The sequence below is a fragment of the Neorhizobium sp. NCHU2750 genome, assembly GCF_003597675.1.
In the GTDB taxonomy this organism is placed as follows: domain Bacteria; phylum Pseudomonadota; class Alphaproteobacteria; order Rhizobiales; family Rhizobiaceae; genus Neorhizobium.
This window is the reverse complement of the sequence record NZ_CP030828.1, coordinates 100,102-124,346: the sequence shown is the minus strand read 5'-3', so window position 1 is coordinate 124,346 and position 24,245 is coordinate 100,102. Positions and strand designations below refer to the sequence as shown.

22 protein-coding genes are annotated in these 24,245 nt (G+C 59.9%); 10 read left to right on the top strand and 12 right to left on the bottom strand.

Annotated features, from left to right (window positions below; all coding sequences use genetic code 11):
• Positions 1-11: 11 nt before the first annotated feature.
• The 5 genes from NCHU2750_RS21320 to NCHU2750_RS21300 all read left to right on the top strand — a co-directional run bounded on the left by NCHU2750_RS21320 (position 12) and on the right by NCHU2750_RS21300 (position 2,871).
• Positions 12-986 carry an arginase family protein gene (locus NCHU2750_RS21320; RefSeq protein WP_119943804.1) on the top strand — a complete coding sequence of 325 codons (975 nt, stop codon included), beginning with the start codon at positions 12-14 and terminating at the stop codon, positions 984-986.
• Positions 987-1,039: 53 nt separating this feature from the next.
• Complete coding sequence (locus tag NCHU2750_RS30850) at positions 1,040-1,339, top strand: hypothetical protein (protein ID WP_205583916.1); 300 nt, start codon at positions 1,040-1,042, stop codon at positions 1,337-1,339.
• Positions 1,336-2,040, top strand: coding sequence for an IS6 family transposase (locus NCHU2750_RS21310; RefSeq protein ID WP_119943802.1), 705 nt, complete (start codon positions 1,336-1,338; stop codon positions 2,038-2,040). The genes NCHU2750_RS30850 and NCHU2750_RS21310 overlap by 4 nt, the downstream gene beginning before the upstream one ends.
• A gap of 248 nt (positions 2,041-2,288) precedes the next feature.
• Positions 2,289-2,570 (top strand): ribbon-helix-helix domain-containing protein, encoded by a 282-nt coding sequence (locus NCHU2750_RS21305; RefSeq protein ID WP_119943801.1) that lies wholly within the window; start codon positions 2,289-2,291, stop codon positions 2,568-2,570.
• Positions 2,560-2,871, top strand: a complete 312-nt coding sequence (locus NCHU2750_RS21300) for a type II toxin-antitoxin system RelE/ParE family toxin (RefSeq protein ID WP_119943800.1) — start codon at positions 2,560-2,562, stop codon at positions 2,869-2,871. The genes NCHU2750_RS21305 and NCHU2750_RS21300 overlap by 11 nt, the downstream gene beginning before the upstream one ends.
• A gap of 90 nt (positions 2,872-2,961) precedes the next feature.
• On the opposite strand, the gene fhuB is transcribed toward NCHU2750_RS21300, so the two are convergent.
• The 6 genes from fhuB to NCHU2750_RS30635 all read right to left on the bottom strand — a co-directional run bounded on the left by fhuB (position 2,962) and on the right by NCHU2750_RS30635 (position 10,752).
• A complete protein-coding gene (gene fhuB / locus NCHU2750_RS21295) occupies positions 2,962-4,950 on the bottom strand; it encodes a Fe(3+)-hydroxamate ABC transporter permease FhuB (RefSeq protein WP_119943799.1) in 1,989 nt (662 codons plus the stop codon).
• A complete protein-coding gene (locus NCHU2750_RS21290) occupies positions 4,947-5,843 on the bottom strand; it encodes an ABC transporter substrate-binding protein (protein WP_162939737.1) in 897 nt (298 codons plus the stop codon). Before NCHU2750_RS21290 ends, fhuB begins: the two co-directional genes overlap by 4 nt.
• Before the next feature lie 48 nt (positions 5,844-5,891).
• Positions 5,892-8,393: a TonB-dependent siderophore receptor gene (locus tag NCHU2750_RS21285; RefSeq protein WP_119943797.1), complete on the bottom strand. Its 2,502-nt coding sequence runs from the start codon at positions 8,391-8,393 to the stop codon at positions 5,892-5,894.
• A 122-nt stretch (positions 8,394-8,515) separates the two neighbouring features.
• Positions 8,516-9,508 carry a FecR family protein gene (locus tag NCHU2750_RS21280; RefSeq protein ID WP_119943796.1) on the bottom strand — a complete coding sequence of 331 codons (993 nt, stop codon included), beginning with the start codon at positions 9,506-9,508 and terminating at the stop codon, positions 8,516-8,518.
• 66 nt (positions 9,509-9,574) lie between these two features.
• Entirely contained in the window at positions 9,575-10,090 is a 516-nt protein-coding gene (locus NCHU2750_RS21275; protein WP_119943795.1) for an RNA polymerase sigma factor, read from the bottom strand.
• Between the two features lie 128 nt (positions 10,091-10,218).
• Entirely contained in the window at positions 10,219-10,752 is a 534-nt protein-coding gene (locus NCHU2750_RS30635) for a hypothetical protein (RefSeq protein ID WP_162939736.1), read from the bottom strand.
• Positions 10,753-10,863: 111 nt separating this feature from the next.
• Here NCHU2750_RS30635 and NCHU2750_RS21270 point away from each other — a divergent pair, with 111 nt between their 5' ends.
• The 5 genes from NCHU2750_RS21270 to NCHU2750_RS21250 all read left to right on the top strand — a co-directional run bounded on the left by NCHU2750_RS21270 (position 10,864) and on the right by NCHU2750_RS21250 (position 18,808).
• Positions 10,864-11,646: a helix-turn-helix domain-containing protein gene (locus NCHU2750_RS21270; protein ID WP_162939735.1), complete on the top strand. Its 783-nt coding sequence runs from the start codon at positions 10,864-10,866 to the stop codon at positions 11,644-11,646.
• 160 nt (positions 11,647-11,806) lie between these two features.
• Positions 11,807-14,026, top strand: a complete 2,220-nt coding sequence (locus NCHU2750_RS21265) for a TonB-dependent receptor (RefSeq protein ID WP_119943793.1) — start codon at positions 11,807-11,809, stop codon at positions 14,024-14,026.
• 8 nt (positions 14,027-14,034) lie between these two features.
• Positions 14,035-15,216, top strand: a complete 1,182-nt coding sequence (locus tag NCHU2750_RS21260) for an MFS transporter (RefSeq protein ID WP_119943792.1) — start codon at positions 14,035-14,037, stop codon at positions 15,214-15,216.
• A 3-nt stretch (positions 15,217-15,219) separates the two neighbouring features.
• Entirely contained in the window at positions 15,220-16,974 is a 1,755-nt protein-coding gene (locus NCHU2750_RS21255; RefSeq protein WP_119943791.1) for an ABC transporter ATP-binding protein, read from the top strand.
• Positions 16,975-17,020: 46 nt separating this feature from the next.
• Positions 17,021-18,808 carry an ABC transporter ATP-binding protein gene (locus NCHU2750_RS21250; RefSeq protein WP_119943790.1) on the top strand — a complete coding sequence of 596 codons (1,788 nt, stop codon included), beginning with the start codon at positions 17,021-17,023 and terminating at the stop codon, positions 18,806-18,808.
• 160 nt (positions 18,809-18,968) lie between these two features.
• Here NCHU2750_RS21250 and NCHU2750_RS21245 read toward each other — a convergent pair whose 3' ends face one another.
• Genes NCHU2750_RS21245 through NCHU2750_RS21220 form a run of 6 tightly spaced genes read right to left on the bottom strand, consistent with a single transcriptional unit; the run spans position 18,969 to position 24,242 of the window.
• Positions 18,969-19,745: an ABC transporter permease gene (locus tag NCHU2750_RS21245; protein ID WP_119943789.1), complete on the bottom strand. Its 777-nt coding sequence runs from the start codon at positions 19,743-19,745 to the stop codon at positions 18,969-18,971.
• Positions 19,745-20,581 carry an ABC transporter ATP-binding protein gene (locus NCHU2750_RS21240; RefSeq protein ID WP_119943788.1) on the bottom strand — a complete coding sequence of 279 codons (837 nt, stop codon included), beginning with the start codon at positions 20,579-20,581 and terminating at the stop codon, positions 19,745-19,747. Before NCHU2750_RS21240 ends, NCHU2750_RS21245 begins: the two co-directional genes overlap by 1 nt.
• Complete coding sequence (locus NCHU2750_RS21235; protein ID WP_245480460.1) at positions 20,578-21,027, bottom strand: GlcG/HbpS family heme-binding protein; 450 nt, start codon at positions 21,025-21,027, stop codon at positions 20,578-20,580. Before NCHU2750_RS21235 ends, NCHU2750_RS21240 begins: the two co-directional genes overlap by 4 nt.
• The gene (locus NCHU2750_RS21230; protein WP_119943786.1) at positions 21,020-21,781 is read right to left on the bottom strand and encodes an SDR family oxidoreductase; all 762 of its coding nucleotides are present in this window, start codon (positions 21,779-21,781) and stop codon (positions 21,020-21,022) included. Before NCHU2750_RS21230 ends, NCHU2750_RS21235 begins: the two co-directional genes overlap by 8 nt.
• Positions 21,772-23,211 carry a dihydropyrimidinase gene (gene hydA / locus NCHU2750_RS21225; protein WP_119943785.1) on the bottom strand — a complete coding sequence of 480 codons (1,440 nt, stop codon included), beginning with the start codon at positions 23,209-23,211 and terminating at the stop codon, positions 21,772-21,774. Before hydA ends, NCHU2750_RS21230 begins: the two co-directional genes overlap by 10 nt.
• A complete protein-coding gene (locus NCHU2750_RS21220; RefSeq protein ID WP_119943784.1) occupies positions 23,208-24,242 on the bottom strand; it encodes an ABC transporter substrate-binding protein in 1,035 nt (344 codons plus the stop codon). The genes hydA and NCHU2750_RS21220 overlap by 4 nt, the downstream gene beginning before the upstream one ends.
• Between the last annotated feature and the right edge of the window lie 3 nt (positions 24,243-24,245).

Sequence of the window (24,245 nt, the reverse complement as noted above, 5' to 3'; positions counted from 1 at the left end):
TGGAGAATCACATGAATATGCTTGGCGAAGACGGCCGTCTCAACCGCGGCTATGTTGGCATACCGACCTTCCTGCGCAGCAATTATTGCGCCGATATCGATGCATTGGATGCCCGATACGCGGTTTTCGGGGTTCCCTATGACGAAGGTTCGCCCTTTCTGCCGGGCTCGCGCTTCGGGCCGCGTGCAATCCGCGAGCATTCACTGCGTTTTAGCCCGGACGGCATTTTCGATCCGGCAACCGAGACATCTTTCCTGACTGAGGTCATCCGTCAGGGCAAGCTGGTCGACATCGGTGATATCGACATCGTTCCGAGCAGTCCGTCGCGCACTTTCGCGGGCCTGACCGACACGGTGAAAAAGCTGCGTCGCCGTGGTGCGATACCGGTCATGCTCGGTGGTGATCACGCCGTCAGTTTTCCGGCCGTGCGCGCTTTCGAGGAGGATATCTACGTCATCCAGCTCGATTCCCACATCGATTACGGCAAGTATGACGACGAGTTCCGTTATGGAAACGGCCAGGGTTTCCGGCAGATCAACGAGTTGCGGAACGTCAAGGGTCTGACGCAGATCGGCATTCGCAGCTACCGCACCAATCCGGCCGATTTTCACAAGGCCAAAGCGGATGGCAGCCGGATTGTCACCATGCCGGAATTGCGCGAACGCGGGCCGACTGCGGCCGTGTCGCAAATTCCAGAAGGTGCCTCTGTCTATCTGAGCATCGACATTGATGCGTATGATGGACCAATGGTGCCTGGCTGTGTATCCGCTGAACCGGACGGCCCCTCGTTTGCCGAAATGCGGTCTATTCTGGAGGTGATTACCGACAGCTTCCACATCGTCGGCTGCGATCTGGTTGAAGTCAACCCGCCGCTGGACGTCAAGACCGGCGCGACATCCTATCTTGCTGCTCTTACAATCGCTCTTCTGCTAGGCCTGATCGACAAGAAGGATGCGCATGGGGCACAGCCGTTCGCAGCGCCATGATCTGCTTGCGGGATCTGGCTTTCCACAACAAAGCGAACGAGGTGAAGGCCTTGATGAGTTTCAGCAACTCCCTCAAAGGTTTCGCCCCATTTGTTGCGAAGAGCCTGATTCACATGACGATGGGCAGAAGTTCAGACGGCACAAGTGGCATCAATCCCATCAAAACCTCCCGATTCAGATGGGATCGGCAACTGGCCGCGAGATCTGCCGGCATATTGGCAAATCGGTCGCGCTTCGCAATCAGGTTTATCGTCCGGTTCGGCGCTGGCGACGACAAGGCCCGCACATCGATCTCGCCGGCGTTGTCACATAAACCTGCTGTCAGTTTGTGGGGCGTAGAGATGGTGGGATGAGGAATTCCGCTATCAGCTACAACCGTCACCATTTCCCGAGACAGGTCATTGCCCATGCGGTCTGGTTGTACTTTCGGACCCCGCTGAGCCTGCGCCTTGTCGAGGAATTGCTGCTGGAGCGTGGCGGCGGCGTCTCGTATGAAACGACCCGCAGATGGGGTCGGAAATTCGGACCGGCCTACGCGAAGCAGATCCGTCGCCGACGACCGTCGCACCGGGACGTCTGGCATCTGGACGAGGTGGTGGTTACCATCGCTGGCCGCAAACACTGGCTTTGGCGTGCCGTTGACCAGGACGGCTATGTTCTCGACGAGATCGTTCAAAGTCGGCGCGATACGAAAGCCGCGAAGCGATTGCTAATCAGGCTACTGAAGAAAGCAGGCATGCCGCCCAAACGGATCATCACCGAAAAGCTCCGTTCGTATGGCGCGGCCAAGCGTGACGTTATGCCGGCTGTCGAGCACAGGTCCCACAACGGTCTCAACAATCGAGCAGAAGATTCTCATCTGCCGCTGCGAAAACGGGAATGCACAACGCAGGGTTTCCGATCAACCGGCAGCTTGCAGCGCTTCATCTCGATCTTCTCAGCGCTCCGAAATCTCTTCGTCACCCCGCATCACAAGCGATCCGCCTTGGCCACCCACATTCACCGCGTCCGGGCAACAGCGCATTGGAATGCCGTGACCGGCACGGCTGCCTGATCTCAGAGAGCCGCGGGCGTGTCTGATCACCGGTCGATAACGTGACAACTCCCGCCTATGGGACCTTTCAGAGCGGAGGAATGTAATGCTCTTGAGCGGATGTGAACTTACAACCTGCTACTCCGACTCCATCCGGCGGATTGCCCCAGTGACGCTCAAGCGAGCCGGAAGACGTGCGCTGTAACGGGGAAGTTGCCGCGCTGTTTGTTTGGTGGTAATAATTACTACCAAACAAAGTGGAGGCATCTATGCCCAGTGTTGAAAAAATCAGCGTCTCGATGACCCCGCAACACGCAGAGCTGTTACGCGATGCCGTTAATAGCGGCGCGTATGCCAGTGGGAGCGAAGTTGTACGCGAAGCCATGCGTGACTGGTCGGCCAAGTGGATGCAGAAGCGCGACGATATCGCTAAGCTACGCGCGATGTGGGAAGAAGGCAAAGCGAGCGGACCTGCCGTCGAAGTGGATTTTGATGCAGTGCTTGAGGAAGCTCGCCAGGAAGTAAAGTCTCCCGCTCCTCATGCCCGCTAAGCTTCTCTGGACGCCGAAGGCGCGTGCCGACATTAAGAAAATTTACGTTGAGATAAGTCGGGAACAGCCTCTCAGCGCGGAGCGATACTTTGCCAATTTTCGCAGCAAGGCGGAAATGCTCATCGCGCATCCGCGTTTGGGCGAGCGTCACCCGGAGGTATTCCGTACCGCCCGGATGTTGGTCGAAGCGCCCTATGTCATACTTTACGAGACAAGGCCTGACTCCGACGACGGTCCTGTCCATGCAGTTGAGATCGTGCGAGTAGTGGACGGTCGGCGCGACCTGTCCGCTCTGTTTTGAGAGCCAAAGGGCTGGGATTAAGATGTAAGCAAGGTCACGTGGTCTTGAAGGGGATACGAACCGAAGTTCTCTCAATCGCAAACTGAAATCTCAGGCTTTTCGCCTGACAAGCCAGAGAAAATAGGGGCCACCCACGAAGGCCGCTAAGAGGCCGGCGGGGACCTGTGATGGAAAAAGGATGTTGCGCCCGAGCCAATCGGCGACCAGCATGATGAGCGCGCCGAGGATCGCCGAGCCTATAAGGTAGTCAGTGGGCCGCTGCAGGCCCATAAGTCTTGTGAGATGCGGCGCCATCAGCCCGACGAAGCTCAGCGGGCCGACGATGACGGTCGCCGCTCCCGTTAAAACCGCGCTGAAGATAACGATTGCAGCTCTGACACGGAACACGTTCATCCCGATCGACTGCATTGCGCCTTTGCCGAGCGGAAGGGCATTCAACCACCTCACTGCAGCCGCCAGTGCTAGCAGTATGCTTACCAGAATGCCCGCAGCCATGAAGGCGCGAGCGCCGTCGACAGCATAGGTCGAGCCGGCCAGAAATGACATTGCAGGCCGCAGGCGCGGATCGTTGCTGGCGATAAGAAGCGACGAAAAGGCGCCCACACCGGCATTGAGGGCAATCCCGACCAACAAAAAGCGTTGGGGTGGAAGGCCGTTACGGTATCCGATCGCCAGGATGGCGATAAGCGTCAGCAGCGCGCCAAGACCAGCTGCAATCATCATCGAGCTCGAATCCACGGGGACAATAAAGAGAGACAGCAATGCGGCAGCGGCCGCACCGGACGAAATTCCCAAAATCTCGGGACTTGCCATTGGGTTGCCGATTAATCTCTGCATCAGCCCCCCGGCGACCGCCAGCATCGCTCCGGCGCTTAGCGCAGCGACAACATGCGGCAAACGAAGGGGAAGAAACATTGTTGCCGCACCGATGCTCTCGAATGCCCAGCCGTCCGGCCCTTGAGCGAGATCGACCGCGGGAAAGGTAGCGGCAAACAAGACCAGCGATACGATACCGAGCGCGAGAAGCGGCCGCCCTGACCGGCGCTGTACTTCGCTTTTCACCTGTGCTTCAGAGGACTTCACGCGCGTCAGGAGCAAAAGAAGTATCGGTGCCCCAAGAACAGCTGTCGCCGTGCCTGTGGCAACGCGCCAGCCCGTTGTCGACGCAATCTGTGCAAGCTGGTCGGTGGTCCAAAGCAGTAGCGCTCCGATGATCGCAGACCAGATGAACTGACTTGCAAACCGCCGGGCTCCCGACAGACGCGCAAGTGCCGGCGCAACCAGGCCGATGAACCCGATGACGCCGACACTACTGACAACAAACGCTGAGAGCGCCATAGCCGAGATCATCGACAGAAGGCGGATCGTCCCCATGGGTAAGCCGAGGCTTCGGGCGTGTGCATCGTCCAGTCCGGCGATGGACAGCGGGCGCATCAGTGCGAGAAGAACACCGACGCAAGTCGAGATGCGAGGCAGGAGGTAGTCGACCGCCTTCCAGTCGTTCTGGTTCAGGGAGCCCGTGCTCCAGATCGCAACACTGCCAAGATCATCGGAATAGAGGAGCGACAGCAAGGCGTTGAGCGTACCGGCGTACAGCGTCACCATCAGTCCACCAACGATGAGGACCGTCGGGGATATGGTCATTCGCCAGGCAAGCAAGGCGATCAGCGCGATGGTAATCGATGCGCCGCCGAGTGCCACCCACTCTGTTCCCCCGACCAGTAGCGAAGGCGCAAAAAGAGTTGCGACTGTCAGGGCCAGTTGCGCTCCCGCACTGACACCAAGCGTCGTGGGTTCAGCAATCGGATTGCGCAGGACCTGCTGGAACGTCGCGCCGGCTACCGAAAGGCCTGCCCCACAAATAAGAGCCATGCATAACCGAGGAAGCCAGGAGAAGTGAAAGACAAGCGCCGCCGTATCGGCCGGATCGGGCGCGAACAATGCATCACCGACATGCTGCAGTGGCAATATGTGCGACAGGTAGAAGGCACTGAGTAACAGGGCTAGTGTCCCCAGCACCACCGATAGTCGCATCGGACCCAAACTGCGCGATTCTGGCTTGAACGGCGATCGTATCATGTGCGCGACGCCTCAAGCAGCGTGTCGGTCAGAAGACGGGCAAATTGCGGGGCCGCAGGCAGTGCGCCGAACACTTCGAAACGTGGGATGCGGAAGACACGGCCCGCCCGCACCATGGGCAGGCTATTCCATAACGGGCTGCTTGCGAGCTTGGCGAGAGCCGCGTCCGTCATCCTGCCATACTCGATGTGCAGGAGTTCTGCATCGGGCCGGCCAGCAAGCTCTTCGATGCCTGCGCTGGCGAAACCGAACGCATTGGTCGGTCCGGTCCAGGCATTTTCGAGGCCCAGATGATCCATGACATCGTACATGATGCTATTGCGCCCGTAGACGGTCATGTTGCGCCCATCAGGAGACAGACCCACCAGAAACATTGGCCGCCAAGTGAGCCCTGCTATCCGGGCCGCCTCTGTGGTGAGAATATCGTCGACGGCGTCGATAGCGGCCCTACCCTGAGCGGAGAGGCGTAAGAAATCGGCAAGCCGGGCAGTCTCGGACTTGGCCCGATCCAGAACAGCGACCTGTCCAGTATAGATCTCCAGCGGGAAAACCGGCGCTACCCGTCGCAATACAGCCTGCACGTCAGCCGCAATCGTTCCGGTTACAACAAGATCGACGCCATAACGCTGGAGCACTTCCAGATTTGGTTCCGTCGGATCACCACAACTGGGAATGCCGGAAGGTAGCTGCGGCGTACTTCCCATGCCGCGGTAAAACTGGGGAGCGACTGTGACCGCCGGGAGAACGCCAAGTGAAAGCACCGTCTGCGTCGCAGCACGGTCGGGCGTTGCGACGCGGCTCGGTGGCGTTTTCGCTTGCGGGAAGGCGTCAGATGCGGCCAGACAAAGCATGCCGGAGAGGAAACCTCGCCTCCCGAGCTTGCCTGTTGTCACGACCTCGGCCCGCAGACCTTGGGATTTCCGCACGGACGCCATGGCCGGCTAGAACTTCGCGCTCAGCGTCAGCATCGCTCTGCGACGATCGCCATAGACGACGCCGTTCAAGATCGGCTGATAATAGACCTTGTCGAACAGATTGCTGACGTTCAACGCCAGGGTGGTCTTGTCATTGAAATGATATGCGATGCGGGCGTCCGCTGTCGCATAAGGTTTCTGGACAATCTTGGACGTACCAGATCCATAGTAGAGTTCGCTGACAGCATTCACGCCAGCACCAATTTCCCACTGATTGAGCTGACCCGGCAATTGATAGTTTGTCCAGAGCTTGAACAAATGCCGTGGCGCAATCTGGGTAAAGCCCGACGCGGTGGAGTCGAGGCTGGTCGTGTCCAGATACTTGCTGTTATTATAGGTATAGCCGGCTTGCAATGTCCAGCCGTCCGCGATTTCCCCGGAGACCCGAAGATCGATGCCCTGGGTTCGGGCCTTGCCGGTTCCGATATAGTAGGTGCTGCTGGCATCAGAGGGGTCAAGCATCGAGCGGTTACTCTGATCAATGCGGAAGAGAGCGATCGAGGTGTTCACCTTGCCGTCGAGATAGGTCCCCTTCAGGCCGACCTCATACTGGTTGCCCTCGATCGGTTTGACGAGATCGCCTGACTTTTCCTGGTAATATTGCGGCTGGAAGATGGATGTGTAGCTCGTATAGACCGAGTAGGTCTTATCGATATCGTAGATCAGAGCGGCGTAGGGCGTGAACTTCCGATCGTAGCTGCCTTCGCTCGCGGCAGCATTGACCGAATTGTAGGTCGCATCTGGCGTAACCTCGTATTTGTACCACGACAACCGGCCGCCAACGACGAATGTCAGTGGATCAAGAAGCTTCACCCTTGTGTTTGCGTATAAGCCAGTTTGGCTGGACACAGTGGTCGAGGCGGTCGTGTCCGCGGGCGTCTTGAGAAAGGTCTGCTGCGGGTAATAGAAGTCGAAGACGTTCACCGTCTCCCAGTTGAATTGTTCCGCACTGGTCGTTCCGCTTCCATAATAGGTCGTCGTCTTGTTGTTCATGTGATTGTAGTTGACGCCGAACGTCGCCTGCGACTGCCGTCCCAGAAAGTCGTAGTCACCGCTGACATTGGCGTCAAAACTAACGTTATTTTCGACCATCTGCTTGTTGGTCGTGCCGAATATGCCTGTGTCTGTCGTCGGATCGATGGCGGTGAAGAATTGCCCCGAATAGATGCTCCCGTCATTGTGCCCGTAATCGGCGTTTAGCGAGAGTTTCCAGTCATTCTCGAACGTGTGTTCAACGCTCGCAAACACATCGGTGCTCTTGTAGCTGTCATGGTTCCAGGATGTGCCGAAATAGCTCGACGGCCCAGCGACAGGAGTACCGTCGGAATAAACGGGTGTCTTGTTCGCCCATCCTTCGTTCGTATCACGGCGTGAATAGCTGACGCCGAGACGTGCCAGTGTATCCGGAGTGAGGTCGGCCTCGAGCGTCCCGTAATAGGATTGATCATGCCGCCAGCGGCCATCCATGTTGAGGTCCTGGGTGCCTCCGCTGGCAACGAAGCGACCGCGCACCGTACCCTCGGGATTGATCGGCCCGCCGATGTCTGCCGTGCCGAACAGCATGTCGCGCGTACCGCCTGTTGCTTCGGCCGATGCTTGGAAATGATCAGGCGCACGCTTCCGAACCAGATTCAATGTGCCGCCAGGGTTACCAAAACCACTGTATAAGCCGGCAGGGCCATCAAGGACCTCCACGCGGTCATACATGGCGAGATTGGGCGCATTGGTGCTGGCGGTGCCGGACATATTGGGGTTCATCACCACTGGCACGCCATCTATCTCCATCGAGGAGATCGGAAAACCCCGGCTGTAATATTGTACGCGGTCGGCATCACTCTGGAAAACCGTGACGCCTGGAGCCATTTTAAGGGCCTCGTCGAGTGTCTTCGCATTCTGCTCCTTCAACTGCTTCTGCGTGACGACGTCAGCCGTCTGAGGAAGCTCCTTGAAGGCGAGTGGGGTTTTCGAGCCCACACTCGTGGGAGGGTTATCAATCCCGGCATAGGGATCGCTGGGATAGGGGGACTCGGCGTGCAGAACGATCGGCTTGAGTGATGTCGCACCGGCTCCATCGGCGTCTTCGCCGGATGCCGGCTGCTTCGGATCGACCAGTACGATCGACTGCGCTCCCGAAATTCGGTAGCTCAGCCCGGTTCCGGCAAGTATGCGGCTGATCGCTTCAGGAGCCGTCATCGTGCCGGAGACGGACTGGCTGCGTGCCCCGGCGGGCAATGCAAATGCGTAGGCGATCCGCCATCCACTCATCGCCCCGACATCGGCAATCGCCGCAGAAAGGGGCTTGGCGGCAATCGCAAATGAATAGGTCGTGGGAGAAGCGCTTGCGATGCGGGCGGACTTGCTGTCCTGCTGCGCAAATGAAGTGTTGGCCGTCAGGACAAGAATTGCGGTTGATGCCAGCATGCCAGCCAGCTTACGGCGCCTGCCAGTCAGTTTTTGCCCCACGCCCATTATTCGCTCCTACGCTCTCATACTTCAAACCGCTCCAGCGGCCTCTCAGATATGAAAACGGGCGACATGATCGGTGCCGTGTCTGTGCGATGCAAAAAAATTGCGGTTAACACCACCGCATTTCAGTGAAGGATGGTGAGGAGTGGACCAATGCGGGTGACCGAACCGCCGACGGCATCAGCAATCGTCGAAATGGAACCATCGACATCAGCGAGTGAGAACGTTCCGGAGACCGTTCGGTCAGCCACAGCACCGATGACGACCACCCTTCCCTTAGAGTGTCGCTGCAGTTCGCGGACAAGACTTTCGACCTTGGCGCCCTGTACGACGAGGCGTCCGCCGAGCCAGGACAATGCGATATTGGTATCGACCTTGCTGACGGCGCCGACACGACCGCCCAATATCGCAACCTCGTCACCCTGCCGCAGAACGAGGCCGGTAGCGTCATCAGATCCGGCGACCTCGACCGCACCCTCGGCGACGATCACACCGGTCCGTCCTCCATCCAGATCGACGTTGAATTTCGTGCCGATATCTCGGACCTTGTCGGCCCCGGCGAGGACTGTGAACCGCCCGGGAACATCGTGCTTGACCTCGAAATAGGCCTCTCCACGGAAAATCCTTACCTGACGCATCCCGTCGTGGAATTCGAGCGAGACAGCCGTGTCTGCCCCGAGGCGAGTAATTGAGCCATCCGGCAAGGCGACCGTGGTGACGATCTCTGTGCCTGTCACGATATCTGCTTGCCAGTTCTGCATGATATCCGGAGCCAGCCAAGCGATGGAACAGAGGGCCGTTCCTGCCGCAAGCGGGGGAACAAGCCAAGTCCAGCGCGGCTGCAGGCGCGCAATAATGCGTCGGCGTATCGGCGCGGCCGCGACAAAGCGATGTGCCGGCTCTTCCAGTCGGGCATAGAGCACCCTTACGTCGTCAAATGCACGGCGATGGCGCAGATCTGCGTTCAGCCAGTCATCGAACACTTTGGCTTCAGCCTGATCGAACGAACCGCCTGTTCGCTTTGCGAGCCAGAGTGCGGCTTCCTCGCGCTGTTCATCTGTCGGTTCTTCGCCGCTCATCTCGATCGCCTCGTCGCTCTCCACCTCCGGCTGGAGCACTGTCAGCCTGCTTCTCTAACGGATAACGGGCGGGGAGGGAAATACCGTGCGCGTCCCCCTAAAAAATCAGGAATTAGCGCGATCGCCCGCCAGGCATTTCTGGCAATGGCGAAGTGCACGAGCGATGTGTTTTTCGACACTGTTGATGGAAATACCCTGCCGCCGGGCAATCTCACTGTTGGACAGCCCTTCGACCCGTCGGAGAAGAAAGATCTCGCGGCATCGCGGCGAAAGCTCCGCCAGCGCGATATCGAGTGCTCTCAGTGTCTGCCTTGCCTCAAGCCGATCTTCTGGAGATGGAATATCGCAAGTCAACTGCTCGGGAACAAGGGAGGAGAGAATATCGCCTCGCCGGCGTTGTGACCGATGGCTCTCTATCACTGCATTGCGCGCCGACGCGTAAAGAACGCGGACGTCATCGGTTTCACTCGCGCGGGGCCCCGCGGCAAGCGTTCTGGCAAAGACGTCCTGAACCAGATCCGCCGCCAGATCGGCATTGGCCCCCTTACGCCGGAGAAACGATTCCATCTTTTGATGATGCGTCTGGAAAAGAGACCCAATTCTTTCGCGCCAACCGGACATATAACCCCGCACCCGAAACGCCCCGCTCAGAACGCGGGCCTGCGAGGCCTACCCTTGCCTCGGACCGACCGCAATCGGATTTGCCTCAACTCTAGAGCTTAAGGAAGACGAGGCTGAGGAAAGGCATTCTAAATAACTATCTGTAAATACGTAGAAATATCCGAGGTGACGGGCGAGATGGCATATTTGTGGATAATTACGCTCATGATTTTTGCAGCTGATGTTGCGCAAATACACCACGTATGCTGAGTTAGGCTCATGAAAGGACACAAACCGTTGGCGGGTTCGTAGCTTCTAGCTAAGTGCATGCTTTCATGGTGAAAAGCTCGGCAAATCGGAGGAAAAAAGCTGTCGAATGGCTTCTGCAAGCTTGAGCGCATGCCCAGCCGTAAGACAATTGAGGTCGAGATCTTTCGCGGAGCCAGTTCCGAACACACCGGGCATCTCCTGCCCAAATGTCGTTGAACCGTTGGAAAACGATTAAAATATCCGTGGTAAATACCTTTCATGCGGGTCGGCCTGCGCACACATGGCAGGCTGCCGAACTCGGTGATTTTCGCGGCAATGAGGAAATCATCAAGGTTGATATCGTCATTAAATATGATAACTATACTCCACTTTTTAATGGTGGGTGAGTGCGACAGAATATCGACGATCAGCATTTTCTGGATATTGCCCGCCGCTGGGGATACCAGGGAACTGTGACGTCTGCCGAACAGGACGAAAGCTCCGCCTTCTGCGGCTCAGTCCATGACCGGCGGCTCGTCAGCGGATTGCAGGTCTGCACCGCAGAAATGCTCTCCCTCCGGCAGAGTACCCGCACGGGCACGCTGACGCGCTCCGCGACTCTGATCTGCTCACTTGCGGGCAGCCGCCTCATCTATGCGCTCGACAATGGCCGCTCGTTTTTCCTCGACCCGGGCATGATCGCAGCAGTTTCCGCCGCCGACACCATGACCCTGCTGACCGAGACCCAACGGGGCGAGCAAAACAGACTGCTGGTGATCCAGGCGTCGGCCGAGGCAATCATGGACGCCGATCTTGCCGACGAGATCGACCGGCGCACGCAATCCACCCAGCTTGCCCTGACGCCTGCCACCGAACGCACCAGTGCCCTCGCCAACCAACTGCTTCGCGGCTCGCTGAACCGCCTTTCGGACAAGCTGGTTGCGGAAAGCTGTGCGCTTGAAGTTCTGGCCCAATGGCTGAACCAGAGACATGGCCAACTGCCGGCTCGAGGCGACCGGGCTAAGATCCAGCAGATCTGCGACTATCTGGAAGCCAGCCTCGAAAAGGAGCACCACCTTACAGAGCTTGCCCGCAAGGCCGGCATGAGCCTTTCCTCGTTCAAAACCAAATTCCACGCGCTCACCGGCCAAACGGTGTTCGGTTTTCTCGCGGAGAAACGTTTGCAGAGAGCTCGGCACGGCATTGAGCGGGAGGGCTGGTCGGTTGCCGAAGCAGCCTGGCTCACCGGCTACCAGCATCCGACAAACTTCTCCTCCGCCTTTCGTCGTCGCTTCGGCGTTAATCCCAAGTCATTGAAACAAAATTGAAATAGCCACCCGATGTCGATCTTTTTTAGGGACAGATCGTTCGGGGCGTTCCCCTTGGCTTCTCGCATCGTTTTCTTGGCCTGACGCATCGCCCAATTGCATTGTCCCTCGCCTAGCGAAAGTCTACCAGACTTGTCATGATTTCTATTTCGGGGGCATCATGCGCGGTCACACCTTCCATCGCCAACACGATCAGAACCTGGAGCGCGCAAAGTTGCTGCTCGCGTCCGTCGCCGTCGCAGCGCTTGTTGGCTCGGCATCGCCGCTGTGGGCGCAGGAGGCCGGGCAGACCTCCGCCGACACTGGATCCGATGCCACGACGCTGAAGCCGATCACCATCACCGCGCGCCGCGATGCGGAAGATATCTCCAGCGTACCCGTCAGTGTCGGCCTTGCCAGTTCGGCGACCATCATGCTCGAAAGCCCGTCCAATGCCTCAGTCGACGTATCGCGCAACATCCCGAACTACAATGTCAACGATGTCGGCAATCCGCTGTTCGCCTTCGGCGCAATCCGCGGCGTCGGCACGCTCAGCTTCCCGATGAACCCCTTCGATTCCACCATCAGCTATGCCCAGAACGGCATGCCGATATCGATGTATTCGGGCAGCCAGCAATATCTGGACGTCACCCGAGTCGAAGTGCTGCGCGGCCCGCAGAACGTGCTGTTCGGACGGGCATCGCAGGGCGGCACGATCAACATCGTCACCGGAGAGCCAGACGGTACACGGGACATTAGGGTGCGCGGCGAATACGGAAGCAACAATGAATACTTGACCGACCTGATCGCCGGTGGAGAAATCCTGCCCGACGTCCTCAATGGACGCGGCGCCATCCGGCTCACCGGCGGCAAGGGCGACGTGAAGAACCTCACCGACGGTTCCGACCTGCCCGACCGAAATATTGCCGCCGGTCGCGGTTCGCTGCGCTGGTTTGCCGGCGACAACACTACGATCACGGCGACAGGCTACTTCGAACGGGACGAGCGCAAGACGTTCAACTACATCCTGCGCGACAGTTCCCAATATCCGGCTGTGATGCTCGACAAGCCGCTAGGCTTCGATCGCAACCTCGGCATTGGCAGCATTGAGATCAAGCACGAGTTCGACGCCTTCGACCTAACGGGCACGCTCGGCTACCAAAACATTGTTTCGTACATGGATTCCGACAATACCGATGGGTTGATCTACGGCCCGATGTTTGGACTGCCGGCCACCGCCTTTTCCTCCACCACCTGCAGCGATTGCACCGACTATCGGTTCGAGGAAAAGGCCTGGTCGGGCGAGGTGCGGGCCTCCTCCAAGGAAGGCGACGAGTATCGCTGGACGGGCGGCATCAGCGTCTACGATTCCCGCTTCCATCATCACGGCACGAATTCCAACTCGTTCGGAGTGACGCAGAACGGACTCTACGATTCTAAGCTGGACCTGCAGGACTATTCCGTCTTCGGCGAAATAGACATTCCGCTAACCGACACCGTCTTCCTGACGCCCGGCCTAAGGGCCGGATATGAAAGCGTATCCCGCGACGGCTATTACGTTTCAAACGGTGCTGCCGGCACGGTCCCTTACTTTTCCGAAAGCGGCAAGACCGATGGCGGTTATCTCGCCGGCGGCCTGACCCTCAGCTTCAAACCCAGCGAAGAACACCTCTATTACGCTTCGGTCAAACAGGGACATTCAGGCCCCGGTTTCCCCTATTTTAACATCGATGCCGTCTACGGGCAGGCTGTCTCCTCCTACCCGCCCTCGTCCAACTGGACCTATGAGATCGGCACCCGTCACACGCTTCTCGACGGCAGCCTGACGCTCGAAGGATCGGTGTTCTACAACGACGTGAAGAATGGCCATGTGAACTATTTCGATCTCACCGCCAGCCAGTTTGCCATCGCCGCACTCGACTACCGGACCTGGGGATTTGAAGCCTCGGCCCGCGCCGAGGTTGCAGATGGCTTGGAACTGCATGCCGGCGTCGGTTACACGCGCGCCGAATTCGTCAATGTCGATGCTGGTGACGCCTCCGGCGCAAGCAATGGCGGACGGCTGCCGGGTGTCCCCGAGTGGTCGGGCTCGCTCGGCCTCACCCATCGGCTGGCGCTGGACGATTACGGCCTTGAAGGCGAGCTCGTCTCGACCTCCGAATTCCAGTTCACCGGAGGAAGGCGGCCGGCCGATGTCTCGAACAGCTTCGACCTGAAGAACTACCACATCGTTAATGCGCGGGTCGGCTGGGAGAAGGAAAACTTCAGCATCTATGCTTTCGGCCGTAACGTCTTCGATGACAAGGTGGAGCTTGCTGGAACGTCCTACACGCCGACCATACAGGCGGTCAGCCCGGGCCTCGGCCGAGTTGTCGGGGCCGGCGTCGAGATCAAGTTCTGAGCGCCGCTATGCGTTTTCTGCTCATCCTGCTCCTGTCGTGCCAGCCGTATTTTGCCGTCTCCTTATTGTATAGTGCCGTGCCTTCGGTACTACGCCAGAACGGGGCGTCGCTTCAGACGCTCGGGCTTTTCGGCCTCGTCTTCTTCGCCTTCACCGTGAACTTCCTGTGGGCCCCGCTCGTCGATCGCAGAGCGCCCGCGGGCATCGAGCGACGGCGGTTCTGGCTGGTGGCAACGCAGATCGGCAGCGGCCTGCTGTTTGTCATCCTGGCAGTGCTGGATCCCGCGCGCAACCTTGCCGGCATCCTGATCGCAGGCATGCTGCTTGCAGCATTTGCCGCAACCCAGAGATCGGTCATTCTCGGTTTTTCGGCGGATGTCCTGGGGGATGCTGAGAAGCCCTGGGGCGCGACAGCGTTCGGCTGGGGCACGGCAGTCGGCAACATCATCGGCGGTTCACTCGCACTTTTGTTGGTGCAGGGCATAGGCTGGACCGCCTCGCTGGCGGGCCTTGCGGCCATCAGCTTCGCGCTTTTGCCCGTACTGATGCTGGTTAAAGGCTCCGAGCAGAGACCTGCCATCCGCAGCGGCGGTCTGCGGATCATCGCCAACCGCAACGCATGGGCGGTGATGCTGGCCCTCGCCCCGGCGACGTTCGGCCTCGCGGTAGCGTTTGCCATGACCCAACCCAGGCTTGTCGATCTCGGTTTCGACCTGACCTCGATCGGGCTCGCCGCCGGACTGGGCAATCTCGTTGCCGCCACGCTTGCCGGTCCGCTCGCCGGGTGGCTCGGCACCCGCACCCCGCTCGGAACACTGATGGCCGGTGGCCCGGCCGTCATCGCCGTGATCACCCTCGGCCTGCTCGGCGCAACCCGGCTGACCGGAGAGTGGGGCGGCGCACTTGCCTCCGTCGTCGTGATATTCTCGGCAATCTGTGCGCTCGGCGTGATATCGAACACGGTGTTCCTGAAGATCGCCGGCGATGGCGATGCGGCCGCCACCGAAGTCACCTTCCTGTCCGCGGTCATGTCGCTTGTGGCCCTTGCAGGCTTCATGGCGAGCGGTTTCATTGCCGCGACGGGGGGATATGGTGCGACACTCGCCGCAGCCGCAACCGGCTGCGCCCTCACTGCCGGGCTAATCTGCCTGCCTTGGCCGCGCGCCAGCCTCGCCGCCCGCGAGATCTGATCAATGCCCGCTTCCGACAAGACCAGCGAAAAGCCAGACTACCTTGCCAGCCTGCGCCTGCTTTCCGGCCATATCGCCGCACGGGGAAAGGCCGGTTTCGTTGCCGCACTGATCACCGCAACGGCCTCGGCCTTTCTAGAGCTCGTGCCGGTCTGGTCGATCTGCCAGCTGGTCACTGCGATCCTCGACGGTACCGCCGATATTGATCTTTTCCTGCTTCATTCCACCCTGTCCGCCGCCGCCATTATCGTTGGCTACGGCCTGTTCGCCTACTCGACAATCCTTGCCCATATCGCGGCCTTCGACGCCATCCATCGGCTTCGGTTGCAGCTGTCCCAGCATATCGCCCGACTGCCGCTCGGCTATTTTTCTGGCCGTTCCAGCGCCGAGGCGAAACGCTTGGTGGTCGACGAGCCGGAAAAGCTGGAATCGGTCTTCGCTCATGGGCTACCGGACGGCGTCAGCGCCCTGTCGACCTGGATTGCCGTCTCGGCATGGCTATTTATCGCAGACTGGCAGCTGGCGATTGCGGCGGTCTTCGTGACCCCACTGTCCTTTCTCTTGCTCGGTCGTGCCATGACGGTCAGCGGAAGGCTTGCGGGCACCTATATGGCCGTCGGAGCCCGGATGAACGCGGACATCGCCGATTACCTGGCCGGCATGCAGGTACTCAAGGTCTTTAACCGCAGCGGGCCGGCCCTTGGCGTGGCGACCCGGGCAATCGACGACTATGCGCAGGTGCAGGCCGACATGACGCGACTCTACCTGCCGCTCGGCGGACCGTTCTTCACCCTGGTGCTCACCAACATCGTCTTCATCCTGCCGACCGGCCTTCTGCTTTTCCAGGCGGGACAGACGGACCTTCCGACGCTTGTCCTGTTCCTCATCCTTGGCGCCAATTACAGCCAGCCGCTGCTCAAGCTGTTCAACCAGTTTCATCACCTCGCCCATCTGAGCGTCGGATCGCGCCTCGTCGCCGATATCCTGGCAGAACCGCAACAGGCGGATAGCGGCACGATCTGCCCGCTCGGCGGCCACGATATCCGCTTCGAGAACGTCTCCTTTTCCTATCCGGACCGGGAGGTCCTGCAGGGGATCGACCTGATCGCACGGGCGGGAGAAATGACGGCGCTGGTCGGCCCCTCGGGCGCTGGCAAGAGCACACTGGCCAGCCTCGTCGCCCGCATGCGCGACGTTTCCGCCGGCCGGATCCTGATCGGCGGCGTCGACCTGCGCGACATGGCGCTTGAACAACTGATGCAGACGGTCGCCTTCGTGTTCCAGGACACGTTCCTGTTTTCCGACACGATCGAAGCCAATCTGCGGGTCGGCAAGGCGGATGCCAGCCGCGAGGAGATCGAGCAGGCCGCGAGCGCCGCGATGGCGCATGACTTCATCGTCGCACTTCCGCAGGGATACTCGACCCGGATCGGCTCTGGCGGAACCCAGCTTTCTGGCGGGGAACGCCAGCGACTGGCAATTGCCCGCGCCATTTTGAAGAACGCACCGATCATCATCCTCGACGAAGCGACGGCAATGACCGACCCGGACAACGAGGCTGCCATCCAGGATGCGATCCGTTCGCTGGCCAAGGGCAAGACCCTGCTGGTCGTGGCGCATCGCCTGCACACGATCATGCACGCCCAGCAGATTGTCGTCCTGCGCGACGGCACGGTCGCCGAGAGCGGGCGGCATGAACAGCTGCTGCAGCAAAGCGGGCTCTATGCCTCGCTGTGGCAGAGCTACAGCCAGGCATAGAGCCTTGTTTGGCGCTAGGAACCAACGCCGCGGACACGATACCGACATGACAGATCTCTTTATTGATGCCGTCGCCCACACCTCACCGCCGAGGTCCGATCTCGGAAGCCTGCGGCGCGTCTGGGCACTTTCCCGCAGCCACCGGCCTGCGGTCATCCGCGGATTGGTTTTACGCCTTGCGCAGTCTGCCTTTCTCGGGCTTTCCTACGCCACCGCGGTGCATGTGATCATCGCTCTTGCCGATGGCGGCATGCCGGCGACCGACTGGATCGCCAAGATCATGCTCGTTCTCGCTCTGTCGTTGGTCGGGCAGCTTGTCTGCGGTTACTGGGCGATGCGATATGCCTGGCTCGCAAGCTTCAAGATCGGACGGGACCTGCGACGCACGCTTCTGGATCATCTGCACCGCCTGCCCCTCGGCTTCCATGTCAGACGCGGGGCCGGCGACATCCTGTCGGTACTGACCAGCGATACCCAGTTCGTGGAAGGCTTTTTCTCCGACGGATTGCCCCGTATCGCCCAGGCGATCGGCCTGCCGCTTGTAATGCTGGCCTTCTTCGCCGTCCGCCAGCCGGCGGTAGCGGCCGTTGCCTGCGTTTCCATCCTCGCCGGGCTGCCTATCCTGATCTGGTCGAGCCGTGCCTTGTCGCGGCAGGCCATTCTGCGCCAGGACCGGCAGGCGGAGGCGACCGAAAGGATGATCGAATATGTTCGTGGCATGCCGGTCATCAAGTCGTTCAACAGGATCGCCAACAGCCAGAACCAATTCGACGGCGCCCTGCAGCAGTTCCGCGATATTTCCATCCGCATGGTCAGGCAACTGGCGGTGCCAATAGTGGCGTTCGGGGCAATCATCCTTCTCGGCGTACCGCTGCTGATGGGCTCCTCCGGCGCTGGCTGGCAGGTCGGCATGCTCGATCGGGCAACGCTTCTTTCCGTCCTGATTCTCGCCTTCTCCTTCTACGCGCCGCTTCTCGGCCTCGTCGCCGTCATGGAACATGTCAGGATGGCGGATGCGGCACTGGCGCGGGCCGACCACATTCTCAGCCAACAGCCGTCCGCCGTCGCCTTGCCACTTCAGCGTCCGGAGGGGTCGGCTATTTCCTTCAGCGGTGTCGGTTTCAAGCATGACGGCCGCGAAGGGTGTCTCGAGGGACTGACCTTCGAGATCCCCGAACGTGGCATGACGGCGATCGTTGGCCATTCCGGATCGGGCAAAAGCACCTTGCTCAACCTCATCGCCGGCATCTTCGATGCGACGGACGGCACAGTGTGCATCGGCGGAGCCGACGTGCGCCATCTTTCCGAAGGCGACCTTTCAAACCTGGTGACCATTGTTTTCCAGGATGTCTATCTCTTTTCCGGCACGATCGCCGATAACATTGCCTTCGCGAAACCCGATGCCTCCCTAATGGAAATCGAAGACGCCGCAAGGCTTGCCCAAGCGCATGCCTTCATCTCTGCATTGCCTGACGGGTACGATACCCAGGTCGGTGAAGCCGGTTCGGCACTGTCTGGGGGAGAAAGACAGCGCATCTCCATCGCCAGAGCGCTTCTAAAGGACACCCCGATCCTGCTCTTCGACGAAGCCACTTCCGCGATCGATCCGGTTACAGAACAGGCTTTGCAGGAAAGCCTAGTTTGCATCGCGGCAGCAAAAACCCTTATCGTTGTCGCCCACAAGCTTTCGACGATCAGCAAAGCGAACCAGATTATTGTACTGGAGCATGGCAGGATCGCGCAGAGAGGCCACCACGAGGATCTTGCAGCGACTATTGGGCCATACCAGCGTCTTCTGACATCTCGGAGAAAAGCGGAGCGTTGGAAGCTTTAGCATACAGGTGATGAGCTGTTCGCCGCCTGGGAAGCGCTTCATTTTGCTCTTGAACAAATACGAACCATCGGCCACCTCAATTCAGACATCGAGGCAGCCAATGGTTCTCCGCGATTTCAGTGAAGAAGCACGCCAGCGGAACTAACGCGCCGGCCACGCATCATCCCATTGCAAATTCCTGCTTGCGGTTGGCCCAGCCGCACACCCGCTGCTCGATGACCGCAAAGACGCTGTAGAGCGCGATCCCGAGAAACGCCAAGGCGAACAGGCCCGCGAAGGCAAGTGGTACATCGAAGCTCGAGGTCGCCATCATCATCACCGTGCCAATGCCGAGGTTCGAAGCAACCGTCTCGGACAGGACCGTGCCGACGAAGGCGAGCGTCACCGCCACCTTCAGCGAGGCGAAAAAATAAGGCATGGCGCGCGGGAGGCTGACATTCCAGAGCACCTGCATGCGCGATGCTCCGAGCGCCTTCAACACATCCTCCATTTCCGGCTCGGTGGTCGCAAGGCCTGTCGCCACGTTGACCACGATCGGGAAAATGCAGGTCGTCAGCGCGGTGAGGACCGCCGGAACCGTTCCCGAGCCGAACCAGAGAACGAAGATCGGCACGACCGCGACTTTGGGGATGGAGGAGAAGCCGACGAGCAGCGGATAGGCTGTCTTGTAGGCCGTCCGCGATACGCCGACAAAGACGCCGAGCGCCACGCCGATGATCATGCCGAGAACAAAGCCCACCATGGTCGTGGCCAGTGTCTGGAGAATGTTCGGCCAGAGCGCCGGCATCTGGACGATCATCGTGGTGAATACGGCACTCGGCCGCGGTAGCACGATCGGGCTGATCTGGAAGACGACGCAGGCGATTTCCCAGGCGACGAACAGGCCTACGATCAACGAGGCGGACTTCAGGTTTTCCTTGATTTGGGGCGACAGCATCAGGCCTTCTCCACTCCCTGGCGTGCAGCAAAGATCAGCCGCCGCAAATCATTGGTCAGATCGGTGAACTCGGTCTCGAATGTGGTTTCGAGCGTTCTTGGCCTTGGGAAATCCACGGCACGATCCTCGGTCACGCGCCCCGGACGCGCGCTCATCACCAGTATCCGGCTGGCGAGAAAAGCCGCCTCGCGAAGATCGTGGGTGACGAGGAAGACCGTCGGCCTGGTCTCCATCCAGAGATCCTGCAGGATCGCCCAGAGTTCCTCGCGAGTGAACTGATCGAGAGCGCCAAACGGCTCGTCGAGCATCAGCAGTTTTGGAGAGTGGATCAGTGCTCGGCAGAGATTGGCACGCTGCAGCATGCCGCCGGAAAGCTCCCATGGGCGTCGATCGCCAAAGCCGGTCAGGCCCACTTTGGCGAGCAGCGCGTCGGCGCGCTCCCTGAACACGGTATCCTTGTCGCGGCTGAAGGTGTCGGAATAGGGTTTGACGATTTTCAGCGGCAGCATGATGTTCTGGCGGATCGTCAGCCAGGGCAGCATGGTCGGGTTCTGGAAGGCCATCCCGATCCCCACCTGCTCAGCCCCGACCTCGCGCCCGGCAACGAAGACCACGCCTTCCGTCGGCCGAAGCAGACCGGCAACCAGTTTCAGGATGGTGGATTTGCCGCAACCGGATGGCCCGACCATGGCGACAAAGTCTCCGGGCCGCACCGTCAGATTGGTCTTGTCCAGCGCCAGGAAGGCATTGTCGCCTTTCCCGAAGCGAACCTTCACATCCTCGAGCTGCGCAATCCTTGCGCCGCTATGCTCCACGGGAGCGAATGTTGTCGTCATGCAATCTGCCCCTCTTTTATCATATTCTGAAACACGTCGACCGCAGCCTGTGCGATCTCAAGATCCTGCTCCCCCGTGCCGGAACCGACACCGATGCCGCCGACGATGTGGCCATCGACGATCAACGGCACGCCGCCGAGCAGGTTCGTCATCCGGCCGGAGGTTGCCTCGGCCAGCAGCAACGCCTTGTCTGGCGAAATATTTCCCGTCGGCTGGCCGGTCGTTGCGGCCGTCATTGCCTTTCGCGTAGCGCTTTCGATGGAGAGGACGCGCGATCCATCCATGCGGATGAAGGCCAGGAGGTTGCAGCCTTCATCGACGATCGCGATACATTGCGGCACCTTCATCGCTTCCGCCGCATGGACCGCAGCGGCGAGGATGAGTGAAGCACCACGGTGGGTGAGTTTCAGTGCAGGTCTGGTCAGCATGGATATTGGATCAGACATGGCGCACGTAACCTCCATCAACGCGGTAAACACTGCCTGTGACGTAGGAGGCCGGACCGCTGCAGAGGAAAGACACCACCGACGCAATCTCTTCCGGCTCCGCGTATCGACCAGCGGGTATCTGCGCAAAAGAGCGCTGACGGACAGTTTCGACAGAAATCTTCTCGCGCTCGGCCGTCGCCTCATCGGTCATTGCAACGCGCTCGGTTGCAACGCGTCCCGGCATCAGCACATTCACGGTCACACCATCCTTGGCGACCTCGGGTGCCAGCGATTTCGACCAGGCGATCAGGCCGGCGCGGATCGTGTTCGAGATACCGAGGACCGGGATAGGCTGCACCGCACCGGTGCTGACGACGGTCACGACGCGGCCCCAGCCTTTTAACCGCATCGCCGGCAGAAACAGATCGGTCAGCCGGATCACCGACATGGACATCGACCGAAAACTCTCCTCCCAATCGGCCATGTCGCGCCCGATCGCTTCGCCATAGGGCGGTCCACCGGTATTGTTGATCAGGATATCGACATCACCGACCGCGGCCGCGAATGCTTGCAGACTTTCCGTATCCGACAGATCGACCGCGAACGTCCCGGCGGCGCCGATTTCGGCCGCTGCGGCAGCAAGCGCTTTCTCATCCCGTGCTGCGAGAAGCACAGAGACGCCTTCTGCGGCGAGCGATCTCGCGATCGCCAAGCCCATGCCGCGGTTGCCTCCGAGAACCAGGGCTCGCTTTCCTGCAATCTTCAGATCCATGCGGTGATCTCCCTCGTCTTCCAGGCCGACGACGTCTCTTGTGTCAGAAACTGCCCGCGTCCGGGCTGCGCTTTCAGTTGATTGTTCTCGATGATGATATCGCCGCGGCTGATCATGGTTTCCGGCCAGCCCTGGACTTCAAGCCCTTCGAAGGGCGTATAGTCGACATTGTGGTGCAGGATGTCGTTGGTGATGGTGACCCGCTTTGCCGGGTCCCAGATCGCCAGATCCGCATCGGCGCCCACAGCGATCGTGCCTTTGCGGGGATGGAGGCCGTAGAGCTTGGCATTGTTCGTGGCAGTCAGCGCGACAAAACGGGACAAATCGATACGACCCTTCACGACACCTTCGCTGAACAGGATCGGCAGTCTGGTCTCCAATCCCGGAATGCCGTTGGCAATCGCCCGGAACGATGGATTGGGGCCAGCCTTCAACTTGCCATCCGCATCGAAGCAATAGGGTGCATGGTCGGAATTGAACACGTCGATCGTGCCGTCCTCGATGCCGCGCCAGAGTGCTGCCTGTGCCGCCGTATCGCGCGGCGGCGGGCTGCACATGGCTTTGGCGCCCAGCATATCCGGCATTTCCAGATCGGCTTCGGTCAGCAGCAGATATTGCGGGCAGGTTTCCGCAATCACCACATGGCCTCTTGCACGGGCGCGGCGGATTTCTTCGAGCGGATCGCCACCCGAGACGTGGACGATGACGAGCGGGACACCGGCGATTTCGGCGAGCGTCACGGCACGATGCGTCGCCTCGCGCTCGACGGGCAGCGGCCGCGATGTTGCATGCGCCACCGGTTTCGTCCGGCCCTGCTTTTCCAGACGGTCCGCGAGCCAGCCGATGATCTCGTGGTTTTCCGCGTGGATCAGCATAACCGCCCTCTCCTCGCGTGCCGTCTCGAAGACGTCGAGGATCTGGCGATCACTGAGCTGCATCGCATCATAGGTCATGTAGACCTTGATGCTGGTGTGCCCCCTACGGATGAGTGCAGGCAGTTCCTGGCCCAGGACTGCCGGTGTCGGATCGCTGACGATCAGGTGGAAGGCGTAATCCGTGACCGATTGACCCTCGGCGCGGCGATGATAGTCGGTCACGGCCGCGGTCAAGGATTCACCCCGATGCTGGACGCAGAAGGGAACGATGGTTGTCGTTCCCCCGAAGGCGGCGCTGATACTTCCGGATCGAAATCCATCCGCCATCTTGGCGCCCTTGGCCGCAAGGCCCGGCGCCTGTGGTTGATCGAGATGGCAATGGGCATCGATGCCGCCGGGCATGACGAGCCGCCCGGTTGCGTCGATCACCCGATCGCCATCCACGATGCGATCGGCGATCGCGGCGATGCGACCGCCCCGGACGCCAAGGTCCGCTTTCGTCACGTCAGAGGCGGTCACGATCGTCCCACCGCGGATCACCAGATCGAAGGTCATGCCGGGAGCTTTCTGAGATCAGCCGACGGCAGGAAGGACGGATCGAAGAGATCTTCTGCCTTTGGCACGGACGGAAGCGCAAAGCCTGCCGCCACGGCTTCCATCGACTTAGACAGGCGAGCCGTGTCGATACCGCCCATGCCGTTCTTTTTCGTCTCGTCCGTGGTGAACTGGTTCTTGATCAGCCAGCGCAGTTTCTGCTCTTCCAGATCGGCATTGATCAGCGGCGAATGCGCCTTCAATGCCGCGATGGCGGCTTTCGGATCAGCGATCGCTGCCTGATAGCCGCGGGCGCTGACCGCGATGAAGGTTTTGGCGACGTCGGGACGCTCGGTGCGGAACTTCTTCGAGAGCACGATAGCATTGCCGTAAAGATCGAGCCCGGCATCCGAATAATAGAGGATCTTGATATCGCCAGGTGCGATGCCGGCCTTCTGCAAGCCGAAATACACCGTGGAATCGAAACCAAGAATGGCGTCGGCGCTACCTCCGGCCAAAACGGCCTCGCGGAGCTGCAGGCCGACCATATTCCACTTGATCTTCGCAGCGTCGATCGATGTCGTCTTGGCGTAAGTCGAGAACAGGCGATAAGCACCGTCCGCCGCGGCCGCGCCGATCGTGCGACCTTCCAGGTCCGACGGCTTGGTGATGCCGGATTTGGCAAGCGTCACGACCGAAAGTGGGCTCTTGAAATAGAGCATGTAGGCGGCGCGCACTTCGGCCGTCGGGTTCTTCGAGTTGAACTCGGCAAGATTGTTGATGTCGACGGTCCCCCCGTCATACACGCCAGAGCCCGTGCGCGATGCCGCCTCCCCCGAGCCACCGCTGGTGTCGAACTGGCAGTCGAGGCCCGCGTCCTTGTACCAGCCATTCTGGGCTGCGAGAAGGTACATGGAGATCGAACCGTCGAACGGCACGGCAAAGGAGAATTTGACCGGCTCGGCCGCGAAGCTGCGACCCGCCTGAAGAACGAAGGGCGCGGCCAGGGCCGCTTGCAGAATGGTCCGTCTGGAAGTTTTGAATTCGAGCATGTC

What these genes read in the sequence shown, in the direction of transcription:
- NCHU2750_RS21320 (WP_119943804.1), top strand. Translation starts at nt 12, where the DNA reads ATGAATATGCTTGGCGAAGACGGCCGTCTCAACCGCGGCTATGTTGGC.
- NCHU2750_RS30850 (WP_205583916.1), top strand. Translation starts at nt 1,040, where the DNA reads ATGAGTTTCAGCAACTCCCTCAAAGGTTTCGCCCCATTTGTTGCGAAG.
- NCHU2750_RS21310 (WP_119943802.1), top strand. Translation starts at nt 1,336, where the DNA reads ATGAGGAATTCCGCTATCAGCTACAACCGTCACCATTTCCCGAGACAG.
- NCHU2750_RS21305 (WP_119943801.1), top strand. Translation starts at nt 2,289, where the DNA reads ATGCCCAGTGTTGAAAAAATCAGCGTCTCGATGACCCCGCAACACGCA.
- NCHU2750_RS21300 (WP_119943800.1), top strand. Translation starts at nt 2,560, where the DNA reads ATGCCCGCTAAGCTTCTCTGGACGCCGAAGGCGCGTGCCGACATTAAG.
- fhuB (WP_119943799.1), bottom strand. Translation starts at nt 4,950, where the DNA reads ATGATACGATCGCCGTTCAAGCCAGAATCGCGCAGTTTGGGTCCGATG.
- NCHU2750_RS21285 (WP_119943797.1), bottom strand. Translation starts at nt 8,393, where the DNA reads ATGGGCGTGGGGCAAAAACTGACTGGCAGGCGCCGTAAGCTGGCTGGC.
- NCHU2750_RS21275 (WP_119943795.1), bottom strand. Translation starts at nt 10,090, where the DNA reads ATGTCCGGTTGGCGCGAAAGAATTGGGTCTCTTTTCCAGACGCATCAT.
- NCHU2750_RS30635 (WP_162939736.1), bottom strand. Translation starts at nt 10,752, where the DNA reads ATGCTGATCGTCGATATTCTGTCGCACTCACCCACCATTAAAAAGTGG.
- NCHU2750_RS21265 (WP_119943793.1), top strand. Translation starts at nt 11,807, where the DNA reads ATGCGCGGTCACACCTTCCATCGCCAACACGATCAGAACCTGGAGCGC.
- NCHU2750_RS21260 (WP_119943792.1), top strand. Translation starts at nt 14,035, where the DNA reads ATGCGTTTTCTGCTCATCCTGCTCCTGTCGTGCCAGCCGTATTTTGCC.
- NCHU2750_RS21255 (WP_119943791.1), top strand. Translation starts at nt 15,220, where the DNA reads ATGCCCGCTTCCGACAAGACCAGCGAAAAGCCAGACTACCTTGCCAGC.
- NCHU2750_RS21250 (WP_119943790.1), top strand. Translation starts at nt 17,021, where the DNA reads ATGACAGATCTCTTTATTGATGCCGTCGCCCACACCTCACCGCCGAGG.
- NCHU2750_RS21245 (WP_119943789.1), bottom strand. Translation starts at nt 19,745, where the DNA reads ATGCTGTCGCCCCAAATCAAGGAAAACCTGAAGTCCGCCTCGTTGATC.
- NCHU2750_RS21240 (WP_119943788.1), bottom strand. Translation starts at nt 20,581, where the DNA reads ATGACGACAACATTCGCTCCCGTGGAGCATAGCGGCGCAAGGATTGCG.
- NCHU2750_RS21235 (WP_245480460.1), bottom strand. Translation starts at nt 21,027, where the DNA reads ATGTCTGATCCAATATCCATGCTGACCAGACCTGCACTGAAACTCACC.
- NCHU2750_RS21230 (WP_119943786.1), bottom strand. Translation starts at nt 21,781, where the DNA reads ATGGATCTGAAGATTGCAGGAAAGCGAGCCCTGGTTCTCGGAGGCAAC.
- hydA (WP_119943785.1), bottom strand. Translation starts at nt 23,211, where the DNA reads ATGACCTTCGATCTGGTGATCCGCGGTGGGACGATCGTGACCGCCTCT.
- NCHU2750_RS21220 (WP_119943784.1), bottom strand. Translation starts at nt 24,242, where the DNA reads ATGCTCGAATTCAAAACTTCCAGACGGACCATTCTGCAAGCGGCCCTG.